This is a genomic window from Acidovorax soli (genome assembly GCF_014207955.1).
In the GTDB taxonomy this organism is placed as follows: Bacteria; Pseudomonadota; Gammaproteobacteria; order Burkholderiales; family Burkholderiaceae_C; genus Acidovorax; species Acidovorax soli_A.
On record NZ_JACHLK010000006.1, the window covers coordinates 42,148 to 65,646 of the forward strand.

18 protein-coding genes are annotated in these 23,499 nt (G+C 65.9%); 10 read left to right on the forward strand and 8 right to left on the reverse strand.

All coding sequences use genetic code 11. The features are described from left to right. Positions 1 to 142: 142 nt before the first annotated feature. The 4 genes from HNP48_RS15980 to HNP48_RS15995 form a co-directional block, all read right to left on the reverse strand. Positions 143 to 2,353: a hypothetical protein gene (locus tag HNP48_RS15980; protein WP_221480238.1), complete on the reverse strand. Its 2,211-nt coding sequence runs from the start codon at positions 2,351 to 2,353 to the stop codon at positions 143 to 145. 299 nt (positions 2,354 to 2,652) lie between these two features. After that, positions 2,653 to 4,203, reverse strand: a complete 1,551-nt coding sequence (locus tag HNP48_RS15985) for a c-type cytochrome biogenesis protein (RefSeq protein WP_184858705.1) — start codon at positions 4,201 to 4,203, stop codon at positions 2,653 to 2,655. A gap of 55 nt (positions 4,204 to 4,258) precedes the next feature. Then, a complete protein-coding gene (locus tag HNP48_RS15990) occupies positions 4,259 to 6,358 on the reverse strand; it encodes a CHASE2 domain-containing protein (RefSeq protein ID WP_184858708.1) in 2,100 nt (699 codons plus the stop codon). Positions 6,359 to 6,424: 66 nt separating this feature from the next. Next, positions 6,425 to 7,888, reverse strand: a complete 1,464-nt coding sequence (locus tag HNP48_RS15995; protein WP_184858710.1) for a FecR domain-containing protein — start codon at positions 7,886 to 7,888, stop codon at positions 6,425 to 6,427. A gap of 214 nt (positions 7,889 to 8,102) precedes the next feature. On the opposite strand from HNP48_RS15995, the gene HNP48_RS16000 reads away from it, so the two are divergent. The 10 genes from HNP48_RS16000 (at position 8,103) to HNP48_RS16045 (ending at position 18,160) form a co-directional block, all read left to right on the forward strand. Continuing rightward, on the forward strand, positions 8,103 to 8,903 hold the full coding sequence (locus tag HNP48_RS16000; protein ID WP_221480239.1) for a Crp/Fnr family transcriptional regulator: 801 nt from the start codon (positions 8,103 to 8,105) through the stop codon (positions 8,901 to 8,903). A gap of 116 nt (positions 8,904 to 9,019) precedes the next feature. Further along, positions 9,020 to 9,775 (forward strand): ABC transporter permease, encoded by a 756-nt coding sequence (locus HNP48_RS16005; RefSeq protein WP_311773832.1) that lies wholly within the window; start codon positions 9,020 to 9,022, stop codon positions 9,773 to 9,775. Then, a complete protein-coding gene (locus HNP48_RS16010) occupies positions 9,765 to 11,081 on the forward strand; it encodes an ABC transporter ATP-binding protein (RefSeq protein ID WP_184858716.1) in 1,317 nt (438 codons plus the stop codon). The genes HNP48_RS16005 and HNP48_RS16010 overlap by 11 nt, the downstream gene beginning before the upstream one ends. Further along, complete coding sequence (locus HNP48_RS16015; RefSeq protein WP_184858718.1) at positions 11,078 to 12,070, forward strand: GNAT family N-acetyltransferase; 993 nt, start codon at positions 11,078 to 11,080, stop codon at positions 12,068 to 12,070. Before HNP48_RS16010 ends, HNP48_RS16015 begins: the two co-directional genes overlap by 4 nt. A 121-nt stretch (positions 12,071 to 12,191) precedes the next feature. Beyond that, positions 12,192 to 13,010: a class I SAM-dependent methyltransferase gene (locus HNP48_RS16020; protein ID WP_184858720.1), complete on the forward strand. Its 819-nt coding sequence runs from the start codon at positions 12,192 to 12,194 to the stop codon at positions 13,008 to 13,010. Continuing rightward, positions 13,007 to 13,954: a lysophospholipid acyltransferase family protein gene (locus HNP48_RS16025; protein ID WP_184858722.1), complete on the forward strand. Its 948-nt coding sequence runs from the start codon at positions 13,007 to 13,009 to the stop codon at positions 13,952 to 13,954. Before HNP48_RS16020 ends, HNP48_RS16025 begins: the two co-directional genes overlap by 4 nt. A 33-nt stretch (positions 13,955 to 13,987) precedes the next feature. Beyond that, a complete protein-coding gene (locus HNP48_RS16030) occupies positions 13,988 to 14,731 on the forward strand; it encodes a hypothetical protein (RefSeq protein WP_184858724.1) in 744 nt (247 codons plus the stop codon). Further along, positions 14,728 to 15,912: a bifunctional 2-polyprenyl-6-hydroxyphenol methylase/3-demethylubiquinol 3-O-methyltransferase UbiG gene (locus HNP48_RS16035; protein WP_184858726.1), complete on the forward strand. Its 1,185-nt coding sequence runs from the start codon at positions 14,728 to 14,730 to the stop codon at positions 15,910 to 15,912. Before HNP48_RS16030 ends, HNP48_RS16035 begins: the two co-directional genes overlap by 4 nt. Continuing rightward, positions 15,903 to 17,039, forward strand: coding sequence for a glycosyltransferase (locus HNP48_RS16040; RefSeq protein ID WP_184858728.1), 1,137 nt, complete (start codon positions 15,903 to 15,905; stop codon positions 17,037 to 17,039). Before HNP48_RS16035 ends, HNP48_RS16040 begins: the two co-directional genes overlap by 10 nt. A 458-nt stretch (positions 17,040 to 17,497) precedes the next feature. Continuing rightward, positions 17,498 to 18,160, forward strand: a complete 663-nt coding sequence (locus HNP48_RS16045) for a hypothetical protein (protein WP_184858730.1) — start codon at positions 17,498 to 17,500, stop codon at positions 18,158 to 18,160. Positions 18,161 to 18,325: 165 nt separating this feature from the next. On the opposite strand, the gene HNP48_RS16050 is transcribed toward HNP48_RS16045, so the two are convergent. The 4 genes from HNP48_RS16050 to HNP48_RS16065 all read right to left on the reverse strand — a co-directional run bounded on the left by HNP48_RS16050 (position 18,326) and on the right by HNP48_RS16065 (position 23,451). After that, positions 18,326 to 19,432: a hypothetical protein gene (locus tag HNP48_RS16050; protein ID WP_260420253.1), complete on the reverse strand. Its 1,107-nt coding sequence runs from the start codon at positions 19,430 to 19,432 to the stop codon at positions 18,326 to 18,328. A gap of 136 nt (positions 19,433 to 19,568) precedes the next feature. Further along, positions 19,569 to 20,741, reverse strand: coding sequence for a hypothetical protein (locus HNP48_RS16055; protein ID WP_184858734.1), 1,173 nt, complete (start codon positions 20,739 to 20,741; stop codon positions 19,569 to 19,571). A gap of 373 nt (positions 20,742 to 21,114) precedes the next feature. Then, entirely contained in the window at positions 21,115 to 21,624 is a 510-nt protein-coding gene (locus tag HNP48_RS16060; RefSeq protein WP_184858736.1) for a hypothetical protein, read from the reverse strand. Positions 21,625 to 21,657: 33 nt separating this feature from the next. Next, entirely contained in the window at positions 21,658 to 23,451 is a 1,794-nt protein-coding gene (locus HNP48_RS16065; RefSeq protein ID WP_184858738.1) for a methyltransferase domain-containing protein, read from the reverse strand. Positions 23,452 to 23,499: the final 48 nt, after the last annotated feature.

Consider the following 23,499-nt stretch of genomic DNA (forward strand, 5'->3'; position numbering starts at 1 on the left):
CCAAGCCGCCGGAAGCGCGGGCATCCATGGCGCCGCTCCATTTTCGGCGCACCCAATAAAAAACCCGGCTCCGAAGAGCCGGGTTTTCTGGTTCTCACCCCAACCCACGCCCAGAGGGCATGGGTTTGTCGCGCAAGGCGAATTAGGCGATCACGGAGTTAGCGAACGTAGGCAGCGTGGTCACGCCGGTCAGCTTGATGAACACGTCGTTGGCAGCGACGCCGACGTCACCAGCTGCGCCGCTGGCTTCGAACAGCACGTAGGTGTTGCCTTCGAACACAGCGAACGACACACCGTTGGCGGTCTGGCTGGCGGTTGCCATGGCGGTAGCGATGGCCGTGGCGCTGGAGCCAGCAGCCAGAGCCGTCACAGCAGCTTGCACAGCACCTTGCTGGCCGGACACGACGTCGGCCACGCCCGTGAACTGCAGCTTGTCGGTACCCACGACGAAGTCGGTGATCACGTCGGCTTGGCCGAAGGCCGCACCGCTGGTGTTGGCAGCAGCAGCACCCGAGAAGGCGAAGACGTCAGCGCCAGCGCCGCCGGTCAGGGTGTCAGCACCTTGGCCGCCAGTGATGGTGTCGGCACCAGCGCCACCGATGATCACGTCGCCAGACGAAACCAGGTTGCTACCGGTCAGGGTCAGCTTGCCGGTGGCAGCGGAACCGTCGATCTTGCTGCCCACAGCCGTACCAGCAGCCAGAGCCAGAGTCAGGTCAGCAGCACCCTTCAGCGTGAACACGCTGTTGTCGCTGTTGGTCAGCGTGGTGATGACGTTGGCGGCGGTGCCGTTGGAGGTCAGCGTCACGTTGGTGATACCGGTCGTGGTCAGGGCCGTTGCGGTCACGCCACCAGCGCTGCCGCCGATGGTGATGGCCGTGTCGGTCACGCCCACAGCCGAGCCCAGCGTCAGCGCCGCGGTGTTGGCGTTGATGGCGGTCGAGCTGCCGGTGGCCAGGCTGCTGATCGTGGCGGTCAGGGCTGCGGTGTCAAGCGAGAACTGCTTGATGCTGGTCAGCGTGCTGGCATCCAGGGTCAGGTTGGCGTTCAAGCCCAGGGTTTCGAAGCCGGTGGCTTGGTTGATGCGAGCGGTTTCCGTAGCCGTCAGAGCGGTGTCAAAAATGCCGATCTTGTCGTTCGTGCCTTCACCGCCCACCAGCTGCGCGCCGGAGGTCAGCAGAGCCAGGCCGTTGTCAGCGAACGAAACGGTGTCGTTGCCAGCGCCGCCGGTGAACTTGAAGGCAGCGCCAGGCGTGCCAGCAGCGTAGCTCACGCCGCCGGAGTTGCCAGCTGCGTTCACGGTGACGATGGCAGGAACAGAAGCCGTCACGGTCAGGGCCTTGTCGCCGGTCACGTTCAAGGTGGTGACGGCAGCGCCGGTGTTCGTCAGGGCGATCTTGCTGGCAGCGGTGTTGGTCGACAGGTCCAGCGTGGCAACCTTGGTGCCGGAGATGTCCAGCGTATGCACGTTGGCGCCAGTGCTGGTCACACCGTTCAGGGCCACGGCTTGCGACGTAGCCGTTGCAGTGGCTGCAGCAGCGATCGTGGTCGTGGTGTTGGCCGTCACGGCGTGGTTGTTCAGCGAAACAGCCTGGCCGTTCACCGTGTAGGTGGCAGCGGTGTTGACCACGGGAGCGTCGATGGTCAGCTTGGTCGTGCCGGTGGCAGCGGTGTAAGCGGTGATGGCACCACCGGTGATGTACACCTCTTCGATGCTGGTCAGCGTGGAAGGCTGGCCGGTAGCGGTGTCAGCAGCAGCCAGGAAGATCTTCAGGGTGTCGTTGCCGAGACCGCCGTTGATCTGGTCAGCAGCCGTCAGTTGCTTCGTAGCGCCGGTGTTGTCAGCGATGATGGTGTCGTCAGCGGACGTGCCGTTGACCAGGTCCACACCAGCAGTCAGAACCAGGTTGGTGCCAGAGTTGCTGCCCGAAGGAGTCGTGTTGGCGGGGTTCGACGAGTAGTTGTAAGCAGCGGTGACTTCCGCGTTCCATGCCACTGCAGCGGCGGCGAAACCATTGGTGTCGCCTTCCAGGTTCGACAGGATTTCGCCCAGTTGCAGAGCGATCAGGCCGACGTTGCTCTTGCCAGCTGCCGTGATGTAGTCGGTCAGAGCTGCTTCGAGGCCTGCGTTGGGCAGCACGCCCAGGTTCTTCAGCAGCAGGTTCGACAGTTGTGCGCTGGTCTGGTTGGCATAGCCGGTGCCAAATTGAATGGCAAAGGCTTCTTGGCTAGCGCGGGTGGTGCCGGCAGTTGCCACTTGGTTCTTGAAGGTGGCGTTGGCTGGCGAAGTGTCGGTGAACGCGCGGTTCAGGATTGTGACGACTGCGTCGGTGCCGAAAATTTGTGCAGGCATTTGAATCTTCCTATTACGGTTAAGAAATGAAAACAAGTTGCTAAAGCAGGCCTGCCTGTCATGCACCACGCTTTCCTGCCGTGCGTGCCAGATCGACCCCATCTTTACAAGTTTGCTCTGGCATTATCACACGCACTTTTAAAAAAGTGCCAGCGATCAGGAGCAATGCCTAGCCAACTTAGGAACAAGTGTAGCAAGCAACCCACCGGGGGTGGCGTGACGCGGATCACAAGTACCGTGCGCTTGCCGATGGTGCCCTGCTGCACCCTTCCGCGTTGCAGCCAGCCAACATCGCAGGGCTACCACTGCCCCCGGATGGCCAGGTAGGGCCCGCTGCTGCGGATCGCGAAGAGGGGCAGGTTGGAGCCCTGCTTGAAGCCTTCGAAACCCAGCACCGCCACGGCGCCCGGCGCCAGGCTGGGCAGGGGGTGCTGGTACTCGGCGCGCATGGACAGGCGGGTGGTGTTGCGCACGCGCCCGTTGTCGAGGATGGCGCTGTAGGACGTGGTGTCGCGGTTGTGGCCCAGTTCGGCGTCCAGGTACCAGCGGGGCCCCAGGTGCGCGGCGGCCCGCAGGCTGTACTGCTGCTGGCGGCCACCGGGGCGGGTGGCGTCGGTGGGCATGTCCACGCCGGCCCGCAGGCCGATCTGCCACTGGCTGACGGCCAGGCCGGCGCCATCGGCCAGCACCTGCTGGGGCTGGGCATTGCAGCTCCACAGCCAGGCCAGGCCGGTGTAGCGGCCCGAGAGCACGGGGTTGCTATAGAGATTGCGCAGCTGTGCTTCCACCCCCACCCGCGTGTTGCAGATAGACGACAAACCCTGTGCACCAGGCAGGCCGGGGCCGTTGGTGGGCATGTATTTGTCTTGCAATTGCAGGCCGGTGCCCAGATGCAAGCTGGTGTAACGGGTGCCGCCACGTGTGTGCAGGCTGGCAATGGCAGCGCCGGTGTAGTGCTGCAACAAGGTGGTATTGCCCGCGGAGCCGAGCTCTCCCGCCAGGCGGGAGTATTCGCCCGCCAATTCACCCTGGGTGGTTTCGGTCTGCGTTGCCCTGGGGCTGGACCGGGAGAGCACCGCCGCAGCCACTTCCACGCGCTGGCCATCGGCCCATTGGCGCGCCAGGTCCATGCGCAGGTCGGCACGGGTGTAGGCGCCGGGGCGGGGAAGGCTGCTCTCTTCCACCGGCAGGGTGATGTTGCCGGTAGGCAGCGTCAGCGTGAGGCTGGTGATGCTGGGCGCGCCGACGAGGTTGCTGTCGCGCCCCAGCCGCAGACCGGCATGGCGGCGCCACTGCCAGCCGGTGTTGGCACGGCCCGCAGCCGCATAACGCTGCTGGGCCTGGGCCAGACTGGCACGCAAGGTGTCGGGCAGGTCGGGGCGGGCCAGCCACTGGCCCAGCAACTGGGTGGCACTGAGCAGATCGCCCACCCCGGCCAGTGCCACCGCGTAGTCGAGCCCCGCCTGGATCTGGTCGGGCGCGAGCATGAGCGAGCGCTCCAGGTGCTCGGCGGCCTCGTCGTAGCGGCCTTCCTTGTTGAGCAGCGCCCCCAGCTGCGCAAGCCATTCGGGCACACGCTGGCAGGTGATCACATAGGGGATCAGGCGGTCGGCCGGCGTGCCATCGGGCACCGGGATGCACACGGCAGCCACCGCGGCCTGCGCGGCACTGGGTTGCGCACCGGCCTGCGGCACCTGGGGAACATTGAAAGTGGGCGCCATCTCCTGCGCAGGGGCCGAGAGGGGCGGCAGGGCACCGCCCTTGCCTGGTACCGGGGGCACCGGGGTCTGGGCCTGCGCAGCCGAAGCCGTGCACAGGGCCATGGCAAGCAGCCACACCGCGCGGGGCATGGAACCCGGGGGGGTGGATGCTGCGCAGGATTCGGCAGAAAAATGGTAGTGCCGCCTACGCTGTGCCATGGACTGTGGGTTGGGCCGCCTGGCTGTCTCCGGGTGCAGGCGGGTGCTCGGCCACCAGGGTGTCCAGGGGCACAGCATATATATGGTGGGGTACGCGCAGACCTTCGAGCAGGAAGGTGCCCATGGACTGCAGGTGTTGCGTCTCCGGCGGGGCACCGCCATCGGCACGCACGCCCACCGAAAACTGCCCACCCAGCTGCGCCGCCATGCCCTCGCCCACCAGGATGGGGTGGGCCAGGTCCACCGTCAGGTCGACCAGGCGGCTGGCAATGGTGATGGTGCGGCCCATGACCGTGTGGGTGCGGCGGCTGGCCAGACCAAAGGACCCCACCATGGCGGGGCCGGTCTCCAGACCCAGCCCCAGACTCAGGGGCTCCAGGCCGGCAGGTGCGGGGTCGGGCAACAGTTTGAAGGACTCCGTCAGCAGGTCGAGTGCGGCGGCAACGGCCTGCCGCGAATGGACCTGGGCGTGCTGGTCCTCGGCAGCCGATGGTACAGGGACATCGTCAGCGCCGTTCCACACGGCAACGACCGCATCGCCCTGGAAGGACTCGATGACACCGCCATGTGCCTGCACGATACGGCTGGCCGCAGAAAAGAAGGCGTGCAGCACGGCCGCAGCCTCTTCGGGCGGGCGGGCCTCACAGTACGCTGAGAAATTGCGGATGTCGGCCAGCAGCACGCTGACCTGCCGCGTGCTGGCGCGGATGGCGCTCGATGGCGGTTGCAGCGCCAGCGCCGCCGCCACGGGGGCTGGCAGGTAGCTGGCCAGGTGCTGGTAGAGGCGGTCGCGCTCGCTGCGGCTGCGGGCATGCTCGATGGTGCCGGCAAACACCCCGGCCAGCAGCACGAACAGTGCAGGCAGCAACCAGCCCACCCACAGGTCGGCCAGCCACAGGGCCAGCGCATGCGTAGCCAGCAGCGCCAGCGCATAGGCCACAGCCGCCAAGGGCAGCAGATACACCGGCATGCGCAGCATGGGCGAGGGCGTGGATGCCTGGGCATCGCGCGCAGCCCCGCCACCCGGCCCTGCCAGCCGCACCAGCAGCCACAACAGCAGCGCACCCAGTGCCGCCGCGGCGGCCTGCAGGGGCAAGGCGGCGCGCGGGGTGTAGGGGGTGTGCCCGTCCACCAGGGCGCTCAGGATCTGGGCATGCGCCACCAGGCCGGCACTGGCGCCGCTGTAGGGTGTGGCGATGGTGTCGTTCATGCCGAAGGCGCTGGCGCCTACCAGCACCCAGGCGCCGGCCATGATGTCTGTCGGCACACGGCCGGCCAGCACATCGGCGGCAGGAATGCTCACGAAGCTGTCAGGGTGCAGGCGCCAGGCCACGCGCATGTTGCCACGCTCGTCCAGGGGCAGGGCTGGCAAGGCCTGGCCTGCGCTGCCCAGGGTCCAGGGCGCATCCCACCAGCCGCCACGCTGCAGCAGCAGGCTGGTTTCGGAGGTGGCGCGCAGCAGCGAGGCGATGGCCAGCGAGGGATAGGACTTGCCTTGCCAGCAGATGATGGCGGGTTGGAGGCGTACCACACCGTCATCGGCGATGCGGGGGCTGATGTGACCGGTGCGCCCCTGGGGCATGTCGCCGAGCGCCGCCAGCGCAGGGAAATTGGACAGATGGCCCAGTGCTTCAGAAAAAGGTGCCGGGCAGCTGGCCCAGTCGAGCGCCCCTGCGGGTTGGCCCACGCGCGGGGCGGCCTGCTCGCTGAGCTGCGGCAGCCCCGTGCCAGGACCGGATGCGCCGAGCGCGAAGACCTGGGCAAGGACCGGGCGGTGTTCGGCCACGGCGGCAAGCAGCGAGGCGTCGTCATCCCGCGGGTCGGTGAAGACCACGTCCAGGATCTGTTCGCGTGCGCCCAATTGGGCGATCTGCTCGATCAGGCGTGCCTGCGTGCTGCGTGGCCAGGGCCAGGGGCCGACTTCGGCGAGCGATTTCTCATCGATGTCGACGACCAGGACACGGCGCTCTTCGGTCTTCTGGGAACCCAGGCGCCAGACCCAGTCACCCACCCGCTCTTCAACCGCCTGCAGTGCAGGGCCAAAGAGCAGTGACAGCAGCAGGCTGACAACGGCAGCGGCTGCCAACCCTGCCAGCAGCGCCCGGTGTCGTCCTACCGGACGTCTGTCCGCTGGCGGCTGGCGTAGCGTCAATCAGCGCCCCCAGAGGGTTACGCCGCTGAGCGAGCCCTGGGAAAGGGGTTTCTCGAAGGCATAGGCAGCCTCGGTACCGTTGGCATTCAAGTAGCCCGTGAGGTTGGCATTGGATGCGGTGGGAACGAACTGCCCTGCCGCGCTGACATTGCCCGAGGCCTGGATGTTTTGCGACCCCACGCTCTTGCTGGCCATGTACAGCGAGGTCTGGAACAGCGAGCGGCCGAAGTCCACTTGCAAGGCCCCGCTCTGCACCGCCACCGCCTCGATGGCGGTTTGCGCATCCTTGTAGAACTGGGCGCTGGCATTGGCCAGGCGGAAATTGACCACGCCTTCCTGAGGCAGCTTGCCCTGCGCGTCCGGATTCTGGAAGAGCGCATAGGACGGGTTGCCGATCACCCGGTTCCAGCCCGACTTCAATGCGGTTTCGTAGTCCACCACAAAGCTGTCGCCCTCGGCGCGCGAGGTCCAGGGGTTGCGCGCCCATGCCAACTGGGTCACCTGGGGTGGCTGCACAGGCACCGAGGGCTCGACCACGGAAGGTGGTGGCGCAGGGGTGGGGGCCGGTGCGGGCGCTGGCGCAGGGGGAGGCGGTGGCGCGACCGTCACCGGGGGTTCCGGCGCCGGCGGAGGTGCCACGGGCGCGACCGGAGGGGTGTAGACCGCCACTTCCACCGCCTTTTGCTCGCTGGTCAGCGACTTGACGGGGGTGGGCTCGGCGCGCAGGTCATCCAGCGCCTGGGGCTGTGCCTTTTCGGTGCGCGCCGCCGTGATTTCCACCGCACGGGCACTGCGCGCCACGGTATCGGTGGCCACCAGCAGGGGCGTGGCATCGCGGCGGCTGTATTCGAGGATCTGGCCCTTCATGTCGTCCGACAGCAGCTTTTCGTGGCCGCTGATGCAGGGGCCGACACTCGCGCCGCAGCCGTTGTTGGCCAGCGGGGTGAGCGTGATGGCGCCGGTGTAGACCGATGCAGCCGTGCGCTCCATGTCGGAGCGCACCACAAAGTCCGTGCCCTTGACGCCAATGGCAGCCACGGGCGTGTTCAGGCGGAAACGCTCGCGCGCGGCCTCGCCCCAGCTGCCGGTGATGGAGCGCACCACGCCTTCATCGAGGCGGAACTTGATGGCACCCAGCTGGGGCTGCTGCGCAGAATGGCTGTAGCTCTCAATGTGCAGGCGGCTGGCCGGCCGCACGCTCAGGCGCCCGCCATCTACAAAGCGCAGGTGCACGTGGCCGCCGGCCTTGGTCTCGATGCGGTCGCCCACGCGCACGGCTGCGCCACGGTCCAGGGCGCGGCTGCTGCCGTCTTCCTGGAGAATGGAGGCCGCCCCGATGACGAAAGTGGCCTCACCCACGACGGCACCCAAGGGTTGCCCGGGCGTGGAGGCAAGCGCGATGCCACCCATTCCCATCAAGGGAAAGGCAAGGCAGGCGGCAATGGGGTGCAATCGGTGGTTCATGGTGTGCCTTTCGGACAGCAGAGAATGCCTGGCGGCGCCAAGACGGGCGCAGGCCAGGAAATAGCTCTGGCCCCTATTTTCGCTCATGTCTGTTTCACAGTGTGTGAGCACGGTCACACACCACTTGCCGCAGCGCTGGCAATATGCTGGGAGCGTTGCCAGTGGTGTAATGCCACCATGCGCTGCCCGGCGCAGGCCGGCAAACATCCCGTGGGTGCATGGCACGATCCGGCCAGGATCTGCATCTCCTGGCGCCCGTTGGGCGCCGTTTTCAGCGGCTTCGTATTATCGGCTCAAGCCGCGTTTTCCCCTATCTATGCCCGTTTCCGTTCAGTTGTTGAGCCAGTTTCCTTTGCTGCAGCCTTTGGCGCGCGAAGCCCTGGAGCCACTGTCGGCACGCATGGCGCTGCGCTCCTTTGCCCGCCGGGCCATGGTGATGGGCAAGGAAAACCCGACCCAGGAGCTGGGTTTTTTGGTGGAGGGGCGGCTGCAGGGGGTGGATTTCACCGTGGACGGCCGCAGTGTGGGCATGTACTTCGTGGATCCCGGGGACTACTTCGGTGAGTTGGCACTGGTGGATGGCAAGCCCCCTTCGGAATTCGTCATTGCGGCCGTGAAGTCCACGGTGGCGTTTCTCGATGGCGCTGCGGCCCGCGAGCTGATCCTGGGGCACCCCGCGCTGGCCCAGGCCGTGATGACCCGGCTGGCCCAGCGGGTGCGCACGGTAATGGCGCAGCGCACGCTGCTGAGCCTTCCCAACCCGTTCCAGCGCCTTTGCGTATTGCTTTTACAATTGCCGCAGCGCCCGGTCGACGGGGTGGCCGAGGTCGCACAGGCCCCCACCCACCAGGAGTTGGCCATCATGATCAATGCGAGCCGGGAGACGGTCACACGGGCGTTCCAGGTGTTGTTCCTGCACAAGGTGCTGGTCCGGGAAGGCAACATCCTCAAGCTGATGCAGCCCGATCTCATGCGCGACATCGCGGAAGGACGGGCAGATCCCCCCAAAGCCTGACCCCTCCTCGCCATGGACGCCTCCACCGGGTTGCCGCTGGCGCTCTCCCTCGTTTTACGGTTACTGCCTTGAGATTCCTGCTGTCTTATCTGTGGCCCTGGCGCCATTTGCCTCTGGTGCTGCAACTGGCGCGGCGCGAAGTGCACGCCCGCTATCGCCAATCGTGGCTGGGTATGGTGTGGGTGGTGCTTACGCCTTTGCTGATGCTCGGCGTGTACACCCTGGTGTTCCGCCACGTCATGCGCGTGCGCTGGCATGGTGTGGATGAAGGCAATCTGGCCTTTGCATTGCGCATCTATGCAGGCCTGGCGGTGTTCGGCTTCTTCGCGGAGTGCGTGAACCGCGCGCCCAACCTGGTGCTGGAGCAGCCCCACCTGGTCAAGAAAGTCGTCTTTCCGCTGGAGATCATGCCCTGGGTGAACGCGGCCAGCGCCTCTGTGGGCCTGGCGGTGTCGGCGCTTCTGCTGGTGGGGCTGGCGCTGCTGAGCGGCCATGGGCTGCCCGTCACCGCGCTGGCCCTGCCCCTGGTCTGGCTGCCCTTGCTCCCGCTCGTGCTGGGCCTGGGTTGGTTCCTGGCCGGAGTGGGCACTTATGTGCGTGATGTGGGACAGGTGCTGGGCATGGTGGTTGCGGCGCTGATGTTCCTGAGCCCCATCTTCTTTCCGGTGGAGGCCCTGCCCGAAGCCGTGCGCCCCTGGCTGCTGCTCAACCCATTGGCCTGGGTGATGACAGGCACGCGCGAAGTATTGCTCCAGGGCCGCTGGCCCGACTGGCAGGCCCTGGCGGTGCTGCTGGCCGCCTGCACTACCGTGGCGGCAGTCGGCGCGGCGTTCTTCCACAAGGTTCGCACGGGGTTCTCCGATGTCGTTTGATCAACCGGCGGGCACCCCCGAGACCCTGGCCATCGAAGCCCGCCACGTGGGCAAGCGGTTTTCGCTGTTCTCGCAGCCCAGCGACCGCCTCAAGCAACTCCTGTGGGGCCGCTACAAGCAATACAGCCGGGATTTCTGGGCGCTGCAGGACGTGAGTTTCGATATCCGCCGCGGCGAGGTGGTGGGCCTGGTGGGACGCAATGGCGCCGGCAAGTCCACGCTGCTGCAAATGGTGTGCGGCACGCTCGCCCCCACCCACGGCACCCTGGCCGTGCGCGGGCGCGTGGCGGCGCTGCTGGAGCTTGGCGCAGGCTTCAGCCCCGATTTCAGCGGACTCGAGAATGTGTACATGAACGCCGCCATCCTGGGCATGGGGCGGGCACAGGTGGATGAGCGGCTGGACAGCATTCTGGCGTTTGCCGACATCGGGCACTTCATCCACCAGCCGGTCAAGACCTACTCGAGCGGCATGTTCGTGCGCCTGGCGTTTGCCGTGGCAACCAGCGTGGACCCGGACATTCTGGTCATCGACGAAGCCCTCTCGGTGGGCGATGGCGCCTTTGCGCGCAAGTCCTTCGACCGCATCATGGACATGAAGGACCGGGGTGCAACCATCCTGTTCTGCTCGCATTCCATGTACCACGTGCAGGCCCTGTGCTCACGCGCCCTGTGGCTCGAAGGCGGGCGCATGCGCATGTGGGACGAGGCACCCAAGGTCACGGCCGCCTACGAGACCTCGCTGGTGATGGAGGACGCGCCCAGCCGCGAGGGCACCAAGGGCACGGCCACCGTCGGCGCACCCGCCGCCGCGGCAACAGCGGACCCGTTCGAGGCCGACTCCGTGGCGCATGGCGCCAGGGTGCGCAAGGCGCCCGACGGCACGGCCGTGATCACCGACATCCAGGCGCTCGCCGATGGCGTGGCCGGGCGCGAACTGGCCATCCATTCCGGCCGCACGACGCTGGAACTGCGCGTGCAGTTCGACAGCGACCCGGCCCTGCCCTGCCCCTCCGTGGCCATTGGCATCGCCCATGCCAATGGCACGGTGGTGGCCAGCGCCGGCAGTGCCAACGATGGCGTGGAGCTGTCCAGGGACGCTTTTGGCTCGGGCACCGGCACGCTCACGCTGCCACAACTGCCCCTGCTGCAGGGCGACTACACGATCTCGGTGATCCTGGCCTGCGAACGTGGCCTGCACCCTTATGAGATCGTGGAGCGGGCCATCACCCTGCGCGTGGTGCAAACCGGGCTGGAGCAAGGCCTGGTGAGCCTGCCGCGCCGGTGGACGGGCAAGGTGGCGGCATGAACGCACGGTCCTGGCATGCGGTCAACCTGGGGGCGCCCGAGTCCCCCGAAGTACGCACCCTGTTCGCCCAGGTGTTCGGTGCCCCCATGAGCGATGCCCTGTGGCAATGGAAGTACGCCGACGGCCGGGGCCAGGCCACCGGCACGCGCGATCTGGCCGGCCAGCTGATCGCCCACTACGGCGGCACGGCCCGCACCCTGGTGTGGGGCGGCCAGGAACGCCCGGCGGTGCAGTTGGGCGACGTGATGGTCATGGAGCAGGCGCGTGGCGTGCTGTCGCGCAACGGCGCCTTTGCCACGGCAGCCCAGTCGTTTCTGCAGCAGCACATCGGTGCGCAAACCCGTTTCGCCATAGGTTTCGGCTTCCCCAACGAGCGTGCCGCCCGGCTGGGCAAGGCCTTGGGGCTCTATGAAACCCTGGGTGAAGTGCTTGCCCTGGAATGGCCCAGCCTGCAGCCGGGCCAGCATGGCGGGCTTCGCCGGTGGGCAACGGCACCACTGGACTGGGCCGATCCGCGCACACAAGGCCAGCTGGACACGCTGTGGCAGGCATTGCGCAGCGATGCGCACCACTTCGTTCTGCCCCGGCGCGATGCCAGCTGGTGGCGCCACCGCTTCGCCAACCACCCCGATGGGCCCTACCAGGCCTGGTGGGTGCGCCATCGCTTCACCCGGCGCATTCAGGGTGCAGTGGTTCTGCGGCCGGGCCCCGCCACCTGGGAGATCCTGGATTGGGTAGCGCCTTTGCGCCATACAGAAACCGTGCTGGTGGCTGCACGCGCCCTGGCGGCGTCTGCGGGCGCCGCCGGACTCACCGGCTGGTTCAGCGCGCCACTGGCAGCGCAGTTGGGCGCCATGCCGGCGCTCGCGGGCGCCGCTTCGCAACTGGCATGTACCAACTGCGTGACGGTGGCACGTGACCCTGCGCTCACCCCCGATCTGCTCCAACGCCCCTGGTGGCTTACCGGAGGGGATACCGATTTTCGCTAAGCTTGGCCCTTGAGGCCTGCGCGCAGCCATTGGCCCTCTCTGTAGGCCCCTGCGCTGTTTTCCACGATGATGGACAGGAGCCCTTGCAATGGGCCCGTGCCAATCCCTTTTATCGAATTTTATGCACAGCGCACACGAAGTTTCAGATTTTTACGCTCAGAACCGCGACTACTGGATCGCCCTGGGCAGCAAGGAAGCCGCACCGCCCACCGTGATGCTCAACTTTGGCTTGTGGTCGAACGGGGTGAACCACCTGTACGAGGCCCAGCAGTCGCTGGTGCACCGCATCATCGCGTCCATTCCCAAGGATGGCGTCCAGGGGGTGGAAGTGGGCTGTGGCATCGGCGGCATCAGCATCAACGTGCTCAAGCAATTGCCGCATGCGCGCATGACGGGCGTGGACATCGCAGAAGGCCAACTGGCCCTGGCGCAGGCCAATGCCAAGGCCCATGGGGTGCAGGACCGCTTCCAGGCGCAGCAGGGCAATTCCATGGCCCTGCCGCTGCAGGACAACGCGTTCGACTTCGGGCTGTGCATCGAATCGTCGTTCCACTACGACAACAAGCCCTCGTTCTTCGGCGAGATCTTTCGCACCCTGCGGCCGGGCGGCCGCGCCGTGGTGGCAGACATCACCTGTTCGCGCGTGGAGGGTGTCCGCTTCCGCCAGGGCAACTACTTCGAAAGCGCGGAGACCTACCACGGACTCATCCGCGACGCCGGCTTCGAACTGGTGTCCACCGAGGACATCGGACCGGAGGTATATGGCCCGCTGTACCACCATGTGCATGCATTCAATGCCGGCCAGCCCGGCAACCGCAGCCGCATCTCCAAGTACTGGTCGCTGGTGCTGAACAACTACCGTGAGCTCGCCCAGGAGGGTGACATGGGGTACCACATCTTCGTGTTGAAGAAGCCGGAAGCCCCGGCGCAAAGCCGTTGAAGCAGTTTCCGCGCTGGCTGTCGCGGGGCGTGGCACGGCTGGACTATGGCCTGGTGCTGCCCCTTCTGGCCCGACTGCCGCGCTGGCTTGCCCGCCCGCTGTGGATACTGCGTGGCTGCATCAACTATGCGATGGATTGGGACTGGCGCACTTTGTCGCTGGGCCACGGCTATGTGCGCGAAGCCACGCAGCACGCCATGGCGCAATTGCGCCTGCAGGCCAAAGAAGGCACGCTGCCGCGCCGGTTGACGCTGCGGCGCTTCGTCTGCATGTCGCGCGAGGAGGTCGAGGCCGCCAGGCTGACCCATCTGGACCGCAAGACCATCCAGGCCAGGATCACCGGCCTGGAGCCACTGCTCCAAGCGCGCGACAGGCAGCAAGGCGTGGTCCTCATGACGGCGCATTTCGACAGCCTCTATGTAGGGCTGGCGGCGCTTGCCGAAGCCGGCCTCACGGTCAATCTCATGGCCACCCGGCTCACCGACGATGCCATGGTGCCGCCGGCCATCAGCCGGCACTTTGCCACCAAGGCCGTGGCGCTGAACCGGCTGCTGGCGCCCGGGCGGGTGATGCACCTCGAGGACAGCATGCGGGTTTTCGTGAGTGCGCTGCGCCGCGGGGAAATCGTGGTCATCGCCTGCGATGGCCCCTCCACCTCGCAGGACCGGGCGCAGCCCGTGGAGTTTCTGGGCGCACGGCGGCTGATGGCATCGGGCCCGCAGTTTCTGGCCAAAGCCGGCCACGCGCCCCTGGCGCTCTACACATGCCAGGAAGGGCCGGGCGGACACTTCACGGTGGAGGTCACCGAACCCACTTCCCTCGAAGAGGGTGGCTTGCAGCGTGCCTATACGGCACTCGAACGCCATCTGCTGGCCCATCCCTGGCAATGGTGGGCCGCCGACCTGTACCGCACCTATGTGGCCGCCGAGGCCAAGGGCGCATGATGGCGGCTGGTACCGCTCCAAGGATGGTTGACCGTGTCTGATTTTCTGTTTGTCAGTGCCGTGAGCAGCTTCGACATCGTGCGGGAGCGCTTGCTGGCATCCCCTTGCATGGCGGCCGGCAGGCAGCCGCTGGTGCTGCGCTGGAACGCCCCGTCCGCAGCCCAGGTGTTCAACGCCGTGATGGACTCCCGCCCCCCGCAGGAATGGGTGGTGTGGGTGCACCAGGACGTGGTCCTGCCCGAGGGCTGGGACACCTTGTTCGCACGGGCCATCGCACAGGCCGAGCTGCAGTTGGGGCGCCTGTCCGTCGTGGGAGCCTACGGCGTGGTCGGCGCTGGAGGCGCCGCTGTCCACGCGGGCCACGTGCTGGACCGCGGCCAGGTGCTGCGTGGCCCGGCACCGCTGCCCTGTCTGGTGGACAGCCTGGACGAACTGCTGGTGGCCGTGCGCAGCGACAGCGGCCTGCGCATGGACCCGGCGCTGGGTTGGGACTTCTACGCCACCGACCTGGTGCTGCAGGCCCAGGCGGCGGGCCTGCAGGCCGCCGCCGTCGATGCGTTTTGCGAACACTGGTCCAACACACCGCAGCACCCGCCCCTGCCCCGCCCCACTGCACAGCGCATTGCGCGCAGCGGAGCGGCGTTCGAAGCCAAGTGGCAGCAGAAACTCCCCCTCACGACCACCTGCGTGGCCATCCACCAGCGCGGCGATGTGCGAGCCCTGGCGCAGGCCATGCTCGCGCCCGACGCGCAGCCCCTGGACCAGGACGCGCCATGAGCACCATCGCATTGGTCATCGTCTCGACCGCGTCGAGCCCGTTGTCTTCGGAAGAATTCCGCTACGGCTGGGACCAGTTGCATCGCATCCTGCCAGCGCCCACGGTGTGGCAAGAGATGCCCGAGCCGGCCAGTCCGCAGGCATGGGGCCCTGCGCTGGAGCGGGCATCGGCAGCCGCAGCGCTGGAGGGAAACGCCCGCGTGCTGCTGCTGCGACATGGCCATGTCATGGTCGGGCCCGATGTGCTGGATCGGCTGCTTCGGGCGCTGGACGATGCGCAGGGGACGCTCTCGGCCGTGCACGCGTTCGACCCGGGCTTTCCGCCGGCCCTCGGTCCCGACTACTGCACCGTGCGCGGCATGGAGCGCTACCTGGCACAGCTGGGCGCCCGTGATCTGCCCCCGCTGCCCGACAGTGGGCAGCACACACCGCTGGTGACCCTGACCACCGCTGCCGCCGTGCGTGCCGGCACCGTGCGCAGCCACGCCCAATGGGTGCCCGGGGCTTTCGTGCACGACTTCGCCAGCTACCACCAGGCACGGCGCGAAGACATGCTGCCCCTGCTGCCTGCCGGTGCGGCCCGGGTGCTGGATGTGGGCGGCGGCGAGGGGGGCTTTCTGCAGGCGATCAAGGAGCTGCGCGGCTGCGAAACCCATCTGGCCGAGTATTCGGAAGAAGCCTGCCGCACAGCACGCGGCCAGGTGGACCATGTGTGGCAGGGCGACTTTCTCACCCAACCCTTTGCCGGGTTGCCAGGACAGGGCAAAGCCACTTTTGACTGCATCAGCTTTCTGGATGTGCTGGAGCATGCCAATGACCCACGGGCCTGGCTGGCCCGGGCCCGGGGCCTGCTGGCACCGGGTGGATCGGTCCTCTTGTCCATTCCCAATGTGGGCCACTGGGGCGTGGTGGCCGACCTGATCGAAGGACGCTGGGACTACTGCCCGCTGGGCATCCATTGCGTGACCCATGTGCGCTTCTTCACATGGAAGACCTTGCAGGACCTGCTGGCGAGCGCAGGATTCCAGGTGGAACACCTGGAGCGCGTGCAGGTGCCCGCCCCGGATGACTGGGCCCGCCACTGGGCCCAGAGCCCGCGCCTCGCGGCAGATCCGGAGAGCTGGAACACCTACGCCTTCCTGGTACGCGCCACACCCCTCCCGGAGGGTCCATGGGTTTGAGCTGCTGTGCCGTTCTGGTGAACTACCGCGATGCGGCCGAGATTGCGGCGGCCGTGGCGTCGGTGCTGGCCGATGCGCCCGGCATCGAGGTGCGCGTGGTCGACAACAGCGACGACGATGCGCAGTGGGCCTTGCTGCGGTCATTGCTGCCGCCGACCGTGCACAGCCACCGCTCAGACGGCAACATCGGTTTTGGCCGCGGCTGCAATCTGGCCGTGCAGGCCTCATCCGCCGACTGTTTTTTTCTGGTGAACCCCGACGTGCGCCTGGTCAAGGGATGCACGGCGGCACTGGTGGATGTACTGGCCCGTGATGCCACGCTGGGGGCGGTCGCTCCCCGGCAGTTCCTCGATGCAGCCCTGCAGTGGCGCCTACCGCCCAGTTGGCTGCCCACGGCCGTGCGCGCATGGGCCACCGAGCGTGCCCGCCGGGAGCCTACCATTCGGGACAGGGTCCGCCGGGCCACCGGGGCCGAGGCCTTGCGTTCCTGGCAGGCCCGGCACGCCCCCTTGCGCCAGCGGGCGCTGTCAGGCGGCGCAGTCATGCTGCACCGCCGGGTTCTGGACGCGAAGGGCGACCTGTTCGACCCACGCTTTTTCATGTACTTCGAGGACTCCGACCTGTGCATGCGTTTGCGCCGCCAAGGCTGGCGCATGGCCATGGCCCCCGAAGCGCAGGCGGTTCATGCCTGGCGCAATGCGCCCCACAAGCAGGGCATGATGGAAGATGGCGCCGCCATCTACTTCGCCAAGCACTATGCAGGGGATCGCTGGCTTCACAAAGCCCACCAGTTGCAGCACATGCCGCCCGGCCCGCTGGGGGACCTGGAGCAGCCAGGCCAGCGAACGACCGACGGCATTGCGCTGGAGGTGCCCACCGCACTCCAGCAAGGCTGGGTGCTGGAGTTGAGCCCCGATCCCTTGCGGCAGATCTGTGTCGGGCACCTGGGAACCGGAGCACAGGCATTCGCCTCCTACCAAACGCTGGCGCATTTCGGAGAAGGAGCAGTGTTCGTGCGCTTGCGCAGCAGCAACCGCCTGGAACGCAGCGATGCCAGTGAAGTGCTGGCCAGATTCAACCCGCCCTATGGCCCACCCCAGGAGGCAGGAGCGCACCCATCGATCTGAGTGGCAGGCGCTCGCCACTGGGCGACACATCCTGTAGCGCCAAGGCCACCCGCCACTCTGCGAAAATCCAGCCATGGACGGGAAGAACATGCAGCAATGCGCTCCCGCGCCTTGCCATCGCCCAACACCTCCCTGCGCCGTCCGTCCAGCCGGGCTGGTCGCTGCAGCACCACTTGTTTCTCGCCAGGCGAGCCTGGCATTTTCGATTTCTTGGGAGTGAGTACATGCCTACTCTAGGTTTCCTTTCTGCCCCTGCGGGCCAGCCATCGCCATGCACCTTGGCACTGGCATTGGCCGCAGCAGGCGTTGCCCTCAGCGGGCCGGCATGGGCGCAGGCTCCGCAAGGCACAGCCCCTGGGGCCGCGGTGCGCCCGGCGCCCACGGCAACGGGGCCGGCAGCAAGCGCACCCGCCGCTGCAGCTCCGGCAGCCGCAACGCCCCCTCCCGCCCCCGTCTACATGGGTGCAGCCAACCCCTTTGATGCCCAGCGCAAGGCATGGCCGGACCGTGTGCCGCCCGTGCCGCCGCCGCCACCCCCACCACCACCCGCCGTGGTCACCGACCAGGATCTGCAGCTGTATGGCGTGGTGATTGCAGGCAGCATCAAGATGGCCAATGTGCGCCTGGGCCCCCGCTTCGCCAGCGCCGCCACGGAGGGGCGTCCTTTCTCGACTTTCCGTGAAGGACAGGCGCTGGGCGAGTTCACCCTGAGCCAGGTTCACCCCACCCATGTGGTGCTCTCGGCGCCTGGCGGGCAACAGAGCATCTATTTCACCAAGAAAATGGACAGGGCCGCCGGCCCCGCAGCACCCGCCCCGGTAGCCCAGAGCCCATCGCCCGTGCAAGGCGCCACGCCCGTGGTGCAGGCACCCGCTGGAGATCCTGCGGCCACCCAGGCGGCTGCTGCAGCGCTCACGCCCCCACCGGGTTCGGGTGTCGCCCAGGTGGCCCAGCAACAGGCAGCGGCCCCGGCCCCTGCACCGGCTCCCAACTCGCCGAACGCGGCGAACACGGTGTTCAACAGCCTCTCCGAAGCACTGAACGCTGCACGCAACAATGCCAGCATGCAGCAAAACCAAGGCGCCAACCCTTTCCAGGTTCCCAACGTACCTCGGCAGTAAGCACCCAGGCCGCGCGCATTGCGCTCACAGAGAAGTGCGCGGCCTGCCGGCCGCAACGCCTCGGGCGGACAGACGACCTGCCCCATCCAGACTGATCCGCACATCCCAAAGAAAAAAGGCCCCGAAGGGCCTTTTTCTTTGTCTTCGAAAGGCGGTCTGTCGCCCTTACCAGATCTTTCCTTTGTTGATGAAGGAGCCGTTGCTGTTCCGGTAGCCGAAGTAGATTTCGACATTGAAGGCACGCAGGTCTTCCACAGACAGGTCCAACGAAGGCGAGAACTTGAGTGAGGTGGCGTTGGTGATCTGGCTCGAGTACGCAACCGTATCGGGGTTCGGCACGACCAGTTGGGCCCAGGAGTCGACCTTGCGGAAGAACCAGACATCTGTCGTGAAGAAGAGGCCATTGGCAGGAATGCGCGCTGCAATCCAGACACTGGTCTTTTCAGCGGCGGCCACCGCAGCACTGGTCTGCTCCAGGGTAATGTCCAGCTTGAGAGGCTGACCGGCCGCAGACACCACAGTGGTCGTGACCACACCAGGCGTGGTGGGCGTCGTTGGCGTGGTAGGCGTCGTCGGCGTGGTGGGGGTCGTCGGAGTGGTCGGAGTCGTCGGGGTGGTAGGCGTCGTTGGCGATGCCGCATCCACGGGGTCCGGGAAGGGGCTGGTGGTCCAAGAGATCTTGGCATAGCCGGCCGCGTACTTGGGCATGTCCACGTCGATGGCGCCCTGGTAGTCGAAGAGCGCGGCGCCGCTCAGCTGGCGCACGTAGAGCCACTTGCCCTGGTCGGTGCTGCTGCGGTTGGCATCGAGCTGGCCACCCACGAAGCGCAGGGTACCGCCACCATCGTGCACGACGAAGTGGTCGACATCTTCATTGACCAGGCGCGCAAACGAGGTGTCGATGCGCTCGTTGACCTGGGCAGCCGAGTACTCGGCACCGCTCAGGGGGGCGACACGGGTTGGCTCCTTGCCGTAGCGCAGCACGAAGGCCGACTGGGTGCCCTGGGGTGCATAGCCCGAGAACAGGAAGGAACGCGAACCTGCAGGAATATAGACTTTGAACTCCTGGCTTTGCATCTGGAAGCCAGTGAACTCAGGCAGAGAGAGGGATCCCCCGCCAGGGAAGGCACAGCCGCCGGTGCCAAAGCCGATTGCGCAACCGGTCACGCCGGTAGGATCGTACTGGGCCTTGAAGCCGACCTTGGTGTCAAAGGTGTAGTTGAAGCTGCCAGGCGCTGGAGGCAGGGCGATCTTGTGTGCAGACTGGTGCATCGACACGAAGTTCGCGGCCTGGGCAAACGTACCCATCGCAGCCAAAAAAATAACAATTAGATACCGCATTGCATCCACCCAAAAAAAAAAGGCCGCGAGCTCTCGCCGGCGGCCTTTTTACGAGAATCGCAACTTCTTAGTTAGAAGGAGCGTAGTGCCACGTGACTTCTGGGCCAATCGTGTTGATGTAGGTAACGATGCCAGGACCGCCCGACTTGCCCAGGTTCACAGAAGGAGCCGAGGTTTGGCCAACGGAAACCGTTGGGTTGGCGTAGCGAACGTTAGCCCAGCCAGCGGTGAACGAACCCACGCTGATCTGGCTGCCGAAAGCCAGCCAGTCGTGTTCGAACACGCTGGTGACCGATGCGGCTGGCAGAGGCGAGATGTTGAACGCTGGGCCGGTGATGCGGTTTTCGCTGTAGTCGAACACGTCAGCCGTGATAGCAACCTTCGTTGGGAAGGGGTACTGACCGCTGATGACGTTACGGTACGTCAGCTTCGTGGGGAACGTGAAGGACACCAGCGAAGATTGCGTGCCGCCGACCACGTAAGGCACGACGAACGAGGTCTTCCACAGTGCGTCTTCGATGTCAGCAACGGTAGCTTGCGAACGTGGAGCGCCCAGGCTGGAGTCAACACCGATGTTTTGCTTGATGCGGTTGTTGTAGTCAGCCAGTGCCAGGGTAGGCAGCGAAGCGTTTTGGCCGTTCAGCGGGTTGGAGATGGTCAGGAAACCAGCCAGCACGTTAGGCGTGTTGGTGTCAGCAACCACTGCTGGAGCAGCGTCGAACGCAGCCTTGATGGCAGCCTTGGACACGCCAGGAGCGTTAGGAGCGATGTCGAATGCTTGCGATTCGATGATCGTGATGTAACCAATGTTGGTCAGAGGCGAACGGCCTTCGCCAGCACCGCTCACGATCACTGCTGGGGTAGCAGCGGAAGCGAAGTTGTTGGAGTTAGGCAGCAGGATCGAATCGTCAGCAGACGTCACGACCGAGCGGGTCGTTTGGCCATTGGCACCGGCAGCTTGGCTGGCCAGGGTACCGACCCACACGTCACCAGGCGACAGGTAGATCAAGAAGTCAAGACGTTCTTCAGAGCGCTCGTTGTCGTGGATCACGACCTTGGCCACCACGGATTGCGTCAGGCTCGTGTTGATAACCTTCAACTCACTTTGCCATCCCCCACCGATGAAATAGGAGGGAGCAACCAGCAAATCGCCCAAGCCGGCGTGATTCACGGTCACAGCATTTGCAGCACCAGCAGCGAGCATGGCGCCCATTGCTACAGCAAGAAGTTTCTTCTTCATCACAGATTTCTCCATAAAAATTAAAAAAAGCACCTGAGCAAGCCCACACTCATAGCTTTACAAGTTTACACCAGATACTTCAACAATCCGCCCCGCGTACACAATCTAGACAAGCGGACTCTATGGACTGTTGATTCGCATCCTACACAATCGCCCCCCGGTTTGCGCAGGGGGGCGCAGATAAAATGTGTTTGGTGTCACAACTAGGGCGATGGATGTTGCACCTCTGCAACAAGCGCCCATTGTCCTTTTCCCAGGCAGACACGGCAAGCCTGCGGCCTGCCCCCTCGCGGCACAGCGGGATGGCTCCCACCCGAAGATGTCCCTGGCGAGCGTTGCCGCACGGCCCGACCGCTGCCGCCAACTCCGCCCATCAGCGCGACTTCAGGACAGGATCGAGGTTGACATGCCTCCACTGCCCATCCACCTCCAGCCAGATGTCCGAATCACGGACCGTGGAGTCGGCCTTCTTTCCGGTCGGATCGCTCAGGACCCGTTCAACGTCCACGATGACATGCTTGCCATCCTGCACTACATCGTGCACCTTGAAGGATTTCAAGGTCCAGGCTTTCACATGGTATTCCGCGTAGAACTTGGCATCCGTACGGCTGGAGTCGATCCCGCTCTCCAGCTCGTAGCGCAGAGCCCAATTTCGGTCCGCATGGGCTTGCCAGTAACGCTTGAAATTGGTAAGCACGCCAAACTGTGCCAACTTTGGCTCCAGCGCCGCCGACTCGAAGACGATGCCCAAGGGCTTGGACGCCGCGGCCGCCTGGGCGGTCCCCGCAGCGGCGGCGGGCTGCTGGGTGGCGCAGCCTGCAAGCCAGGGCACCACCGCGACCATGGCGGTGGCAAGCGTGATCTTTCGTGCAATATTCTTCATGGGTCTAGAGAGATAGTGTGGATCTTCAACGAATCACCGAGGGTGACCCGCACGGGGTGACGGCTCTTGCAATGTGTGAAAGAGAACCAATGGGATGTGGGCGACCTGCTGATAGTTCACATCAATGGTGCCTCCCGCACCACTTCGGCGCAATGCCTCGGCCTGCAGCAGAACAAATGAGGCCGTGCTCGCGAACGAACTGTTCGTCTGCGGCACCGGAGCGCTCAGGCAGCGTATGGGCGGCATGACATCATCCCGCCCCAAAATGGCATCGTAGTCTGCCATGATGGCTCCAGTGTCGGGTCGCATCTTGGCCAGGGTGAACATCTCCTGCAAGGCATTGAAGGAGAGCGTGGTGCCCTCCTGCAGCGCCAGGCGGTATTGCCCGCGCCAGGGGTAAGCGCCATCGAGGTCCGTGCGGGGCACGATGGTCAGCCGAGAGTCCAGCCGTGCGAAATCTTCCATGGCTCTGCGCACCGCGGGGGACTGGTCGGGATGCCCCAGCAGCAGCAGCTCCCAGCCCGTGTAGGTCTGCCGCACCAGGGAGAAGAAGGTGGTGGTGAGCAACGCCACATCGAATGGCTGCAGCACGACCGAAACGAATGGCACCGCCGCCTGGGGATGATCTGGCTGCGGGGCCTGCCCCGCACCTGTGCCGGACAGTGACCGCCAGCCAGCCCTCAGGAAGCGCCACATGCCCGGCGGCATCACGGCGCGGACCATGTTCTTGGCGTGGAACAGCGCATGCGCCCGCCGCCCCGCCCCGAGGGGCGCCTCTTCGCCCGCATCGGCGATGAGCCGGTAGTACTGCGCCATGTAGCGCGCCTGGTCGTTGGCGAGCAGTTGGCTCTCGCGTACGGTGGTCAGCTCGGAGCGCAGATGCTCCAGATCCATGCGTGCCGCTGCGAGCTTGCGGTCCAGGTCCGTGGCCACGACGGGGGAGGCGCCCTCCAGGGACGGCATCGGTGCCGAAGACAAGGTCTTGGGGGGATTGACCGCGCGGATGGAGACCCCCGCAGCCAGCGTACGCAGGTGGTGCTCAGGCAGCGCGCCCAGCGCATCCATGATGGCGGCATCCTGCAGCAGGGCAGCGCCCGTGCCCGCCCGCTGCAGGGCATCGACGATGTCGCCCAATGGAACGGCACGCAGCAGCGCCGCCGCCTCGGCGGGCAGGCGGTCCAGGTACACGCCCATGAACCAGCTCAGCGACCATTGCGGATGCTGGTGGGGCTCCACCCCGCTCCAGCGCAGGTCGAACTCGCGGAACCACTCGCGCAGGCCGGTTTCGGTGGCGTTGTAGAAATGGTGGGGATAGCCATGCTCAGGCTGCAGGAAGGCCGTGTCGATCTTGACCACCCCGCCCGGCTTGAGCACCCGCCGGATTTCCTCGACCGCGGCCTGCGGATACTGCAGGTGCTCGAACACCGCCTGGCTGATCACCGCACTGAAGCTGTTGTCACGGAAGGGCAACCGGTCGGCCGAGCCCACCACGTCGGTCATCGGGTAGCGGAAGATGTCGATCTGCACCACGTTGTCCCAGCGCTGCAGTTTGCCCCCCGCGCCCAGGTCCAGCACCCACCCGTTCTTGTGGTCCTCGATGATCTTGAGCGACTCCTGGCTGTAGGGATGGCGCGACACCGGGTCGTCCACCGAGGCCTCGCCCGTCCCAGCTTCCTCGATGGTTTCCGGCAGCAGCACCGGCACCCCATTGCGCAGCGGGTAGCCCATGCCGCAGCCGCCGCACACCACCTGGCTCGGGTGCTGGTTCAGCCTGCCGCCGCAGCGTGGACAGGCCAGCAGCGGCAAAAGAGAGTCAAGTCGGCTCATACGAAGGATAGAAGGAAGTGGTCATGGAGCAGGGACGGCGTGGGGCGG

Excerpts from the sequence above, each read along its gene's own strand:
- HNP48_RS15980 (WP_221480238.1), bottom strand. The coding sequence starts at position 2,353 with ATGCCTGCACAAATTTTCGGCACCGACGCAGTCGTCACAATCCTGAAC.
- HNP48_RS15985 (WP_184858705.1), bottom strand. The coding sequence starts at position 4,203 with ATGCCCCGCGCGGTGTGGCTGCTTGCCATGGCCCTGTGCACGGCTTCG.
- HNP48_RS15995 (WP_184858710.1), bottom strand. The coding sequence starts at position 7,888 with ATGAACCACCGATTGCACCCCATTGCCGCCTGCCTTGCCTTTCCCTTG.
- HNP48_RS16010 (WP_184858716.1), top strand. The coding sequence starts at position 9,765 with ATGTCGTTTGATCAACCGGCGGGCACCCCCGAGACCCTGGCCATCGAA.
- HNP48_RS16015 (WP_184858718.1), top strand. The coding sequence starts at position 11,078 with ATGAACGCACGGTCCTGGCATGCGGTCAACCTGGGGGCGCCCGAGTCC.
- HNP48_RS16020 (WP_184858720.1), top strand. The coding sequence starts at position 12,192 with ATGCACAGCGCACACGAAGTTTCAGATTTTTACGCTCAGAACCGCGAC.
- HNP48_RS16035 (WP_184858726.1), top strand. The coding sequence starts at position 14,728 with ATGAGCACCATCGCATTGGTCATCGTCTCGACCGCGTCGAGCCCGTTG.
- HNP48_RS16040 (WP_184858728.1), top strand. The coding sequence starts at position 15,903 with ATGGGTTTGAGCTGCTGTGCCGTTCTGGTGAACTACCGCGATGCGGCC.
- HNP48_RS16045 (WP_184858730.1), top strand. The coding sequence starts at position 17,498 with ATGGGTGCAGCCAACCCCTTTGATGCCCAGCGCAAGGCATGGCCGGAC.
- HNP48_RS16050 (WP_260420253.1), bottom strand. The coding sequence starts at position 19,432 with ATGCACCAGTCTGCACACAAGATCGCCCTGCCTCCAGCGCCTGGCAGC.
- HNP48_RS16055 (WP_184858734.1), bottom strand. The coding sequence starts at position 20,741 with ATGAAGAAGAAACTTCTTGCTGTAGCAATGGGCGCCATGCTCGCTGCT.
- HNP48_RS16060 (WP_184858736.1), bottom strand. The coding sequence starts at position 21,624 with ATGAAGAATATTGCACGAAAGATCACGCTTGCCACCGCCATGGTCGCG.
- HNP48_RS16065 (WP_184858738.1), bottom strand. The coding sequence starts at position 23,451 with ATGAGCCGACTTGACTCTCTTTTGCCGCTGCTGGCCTGTCCACGCTGC.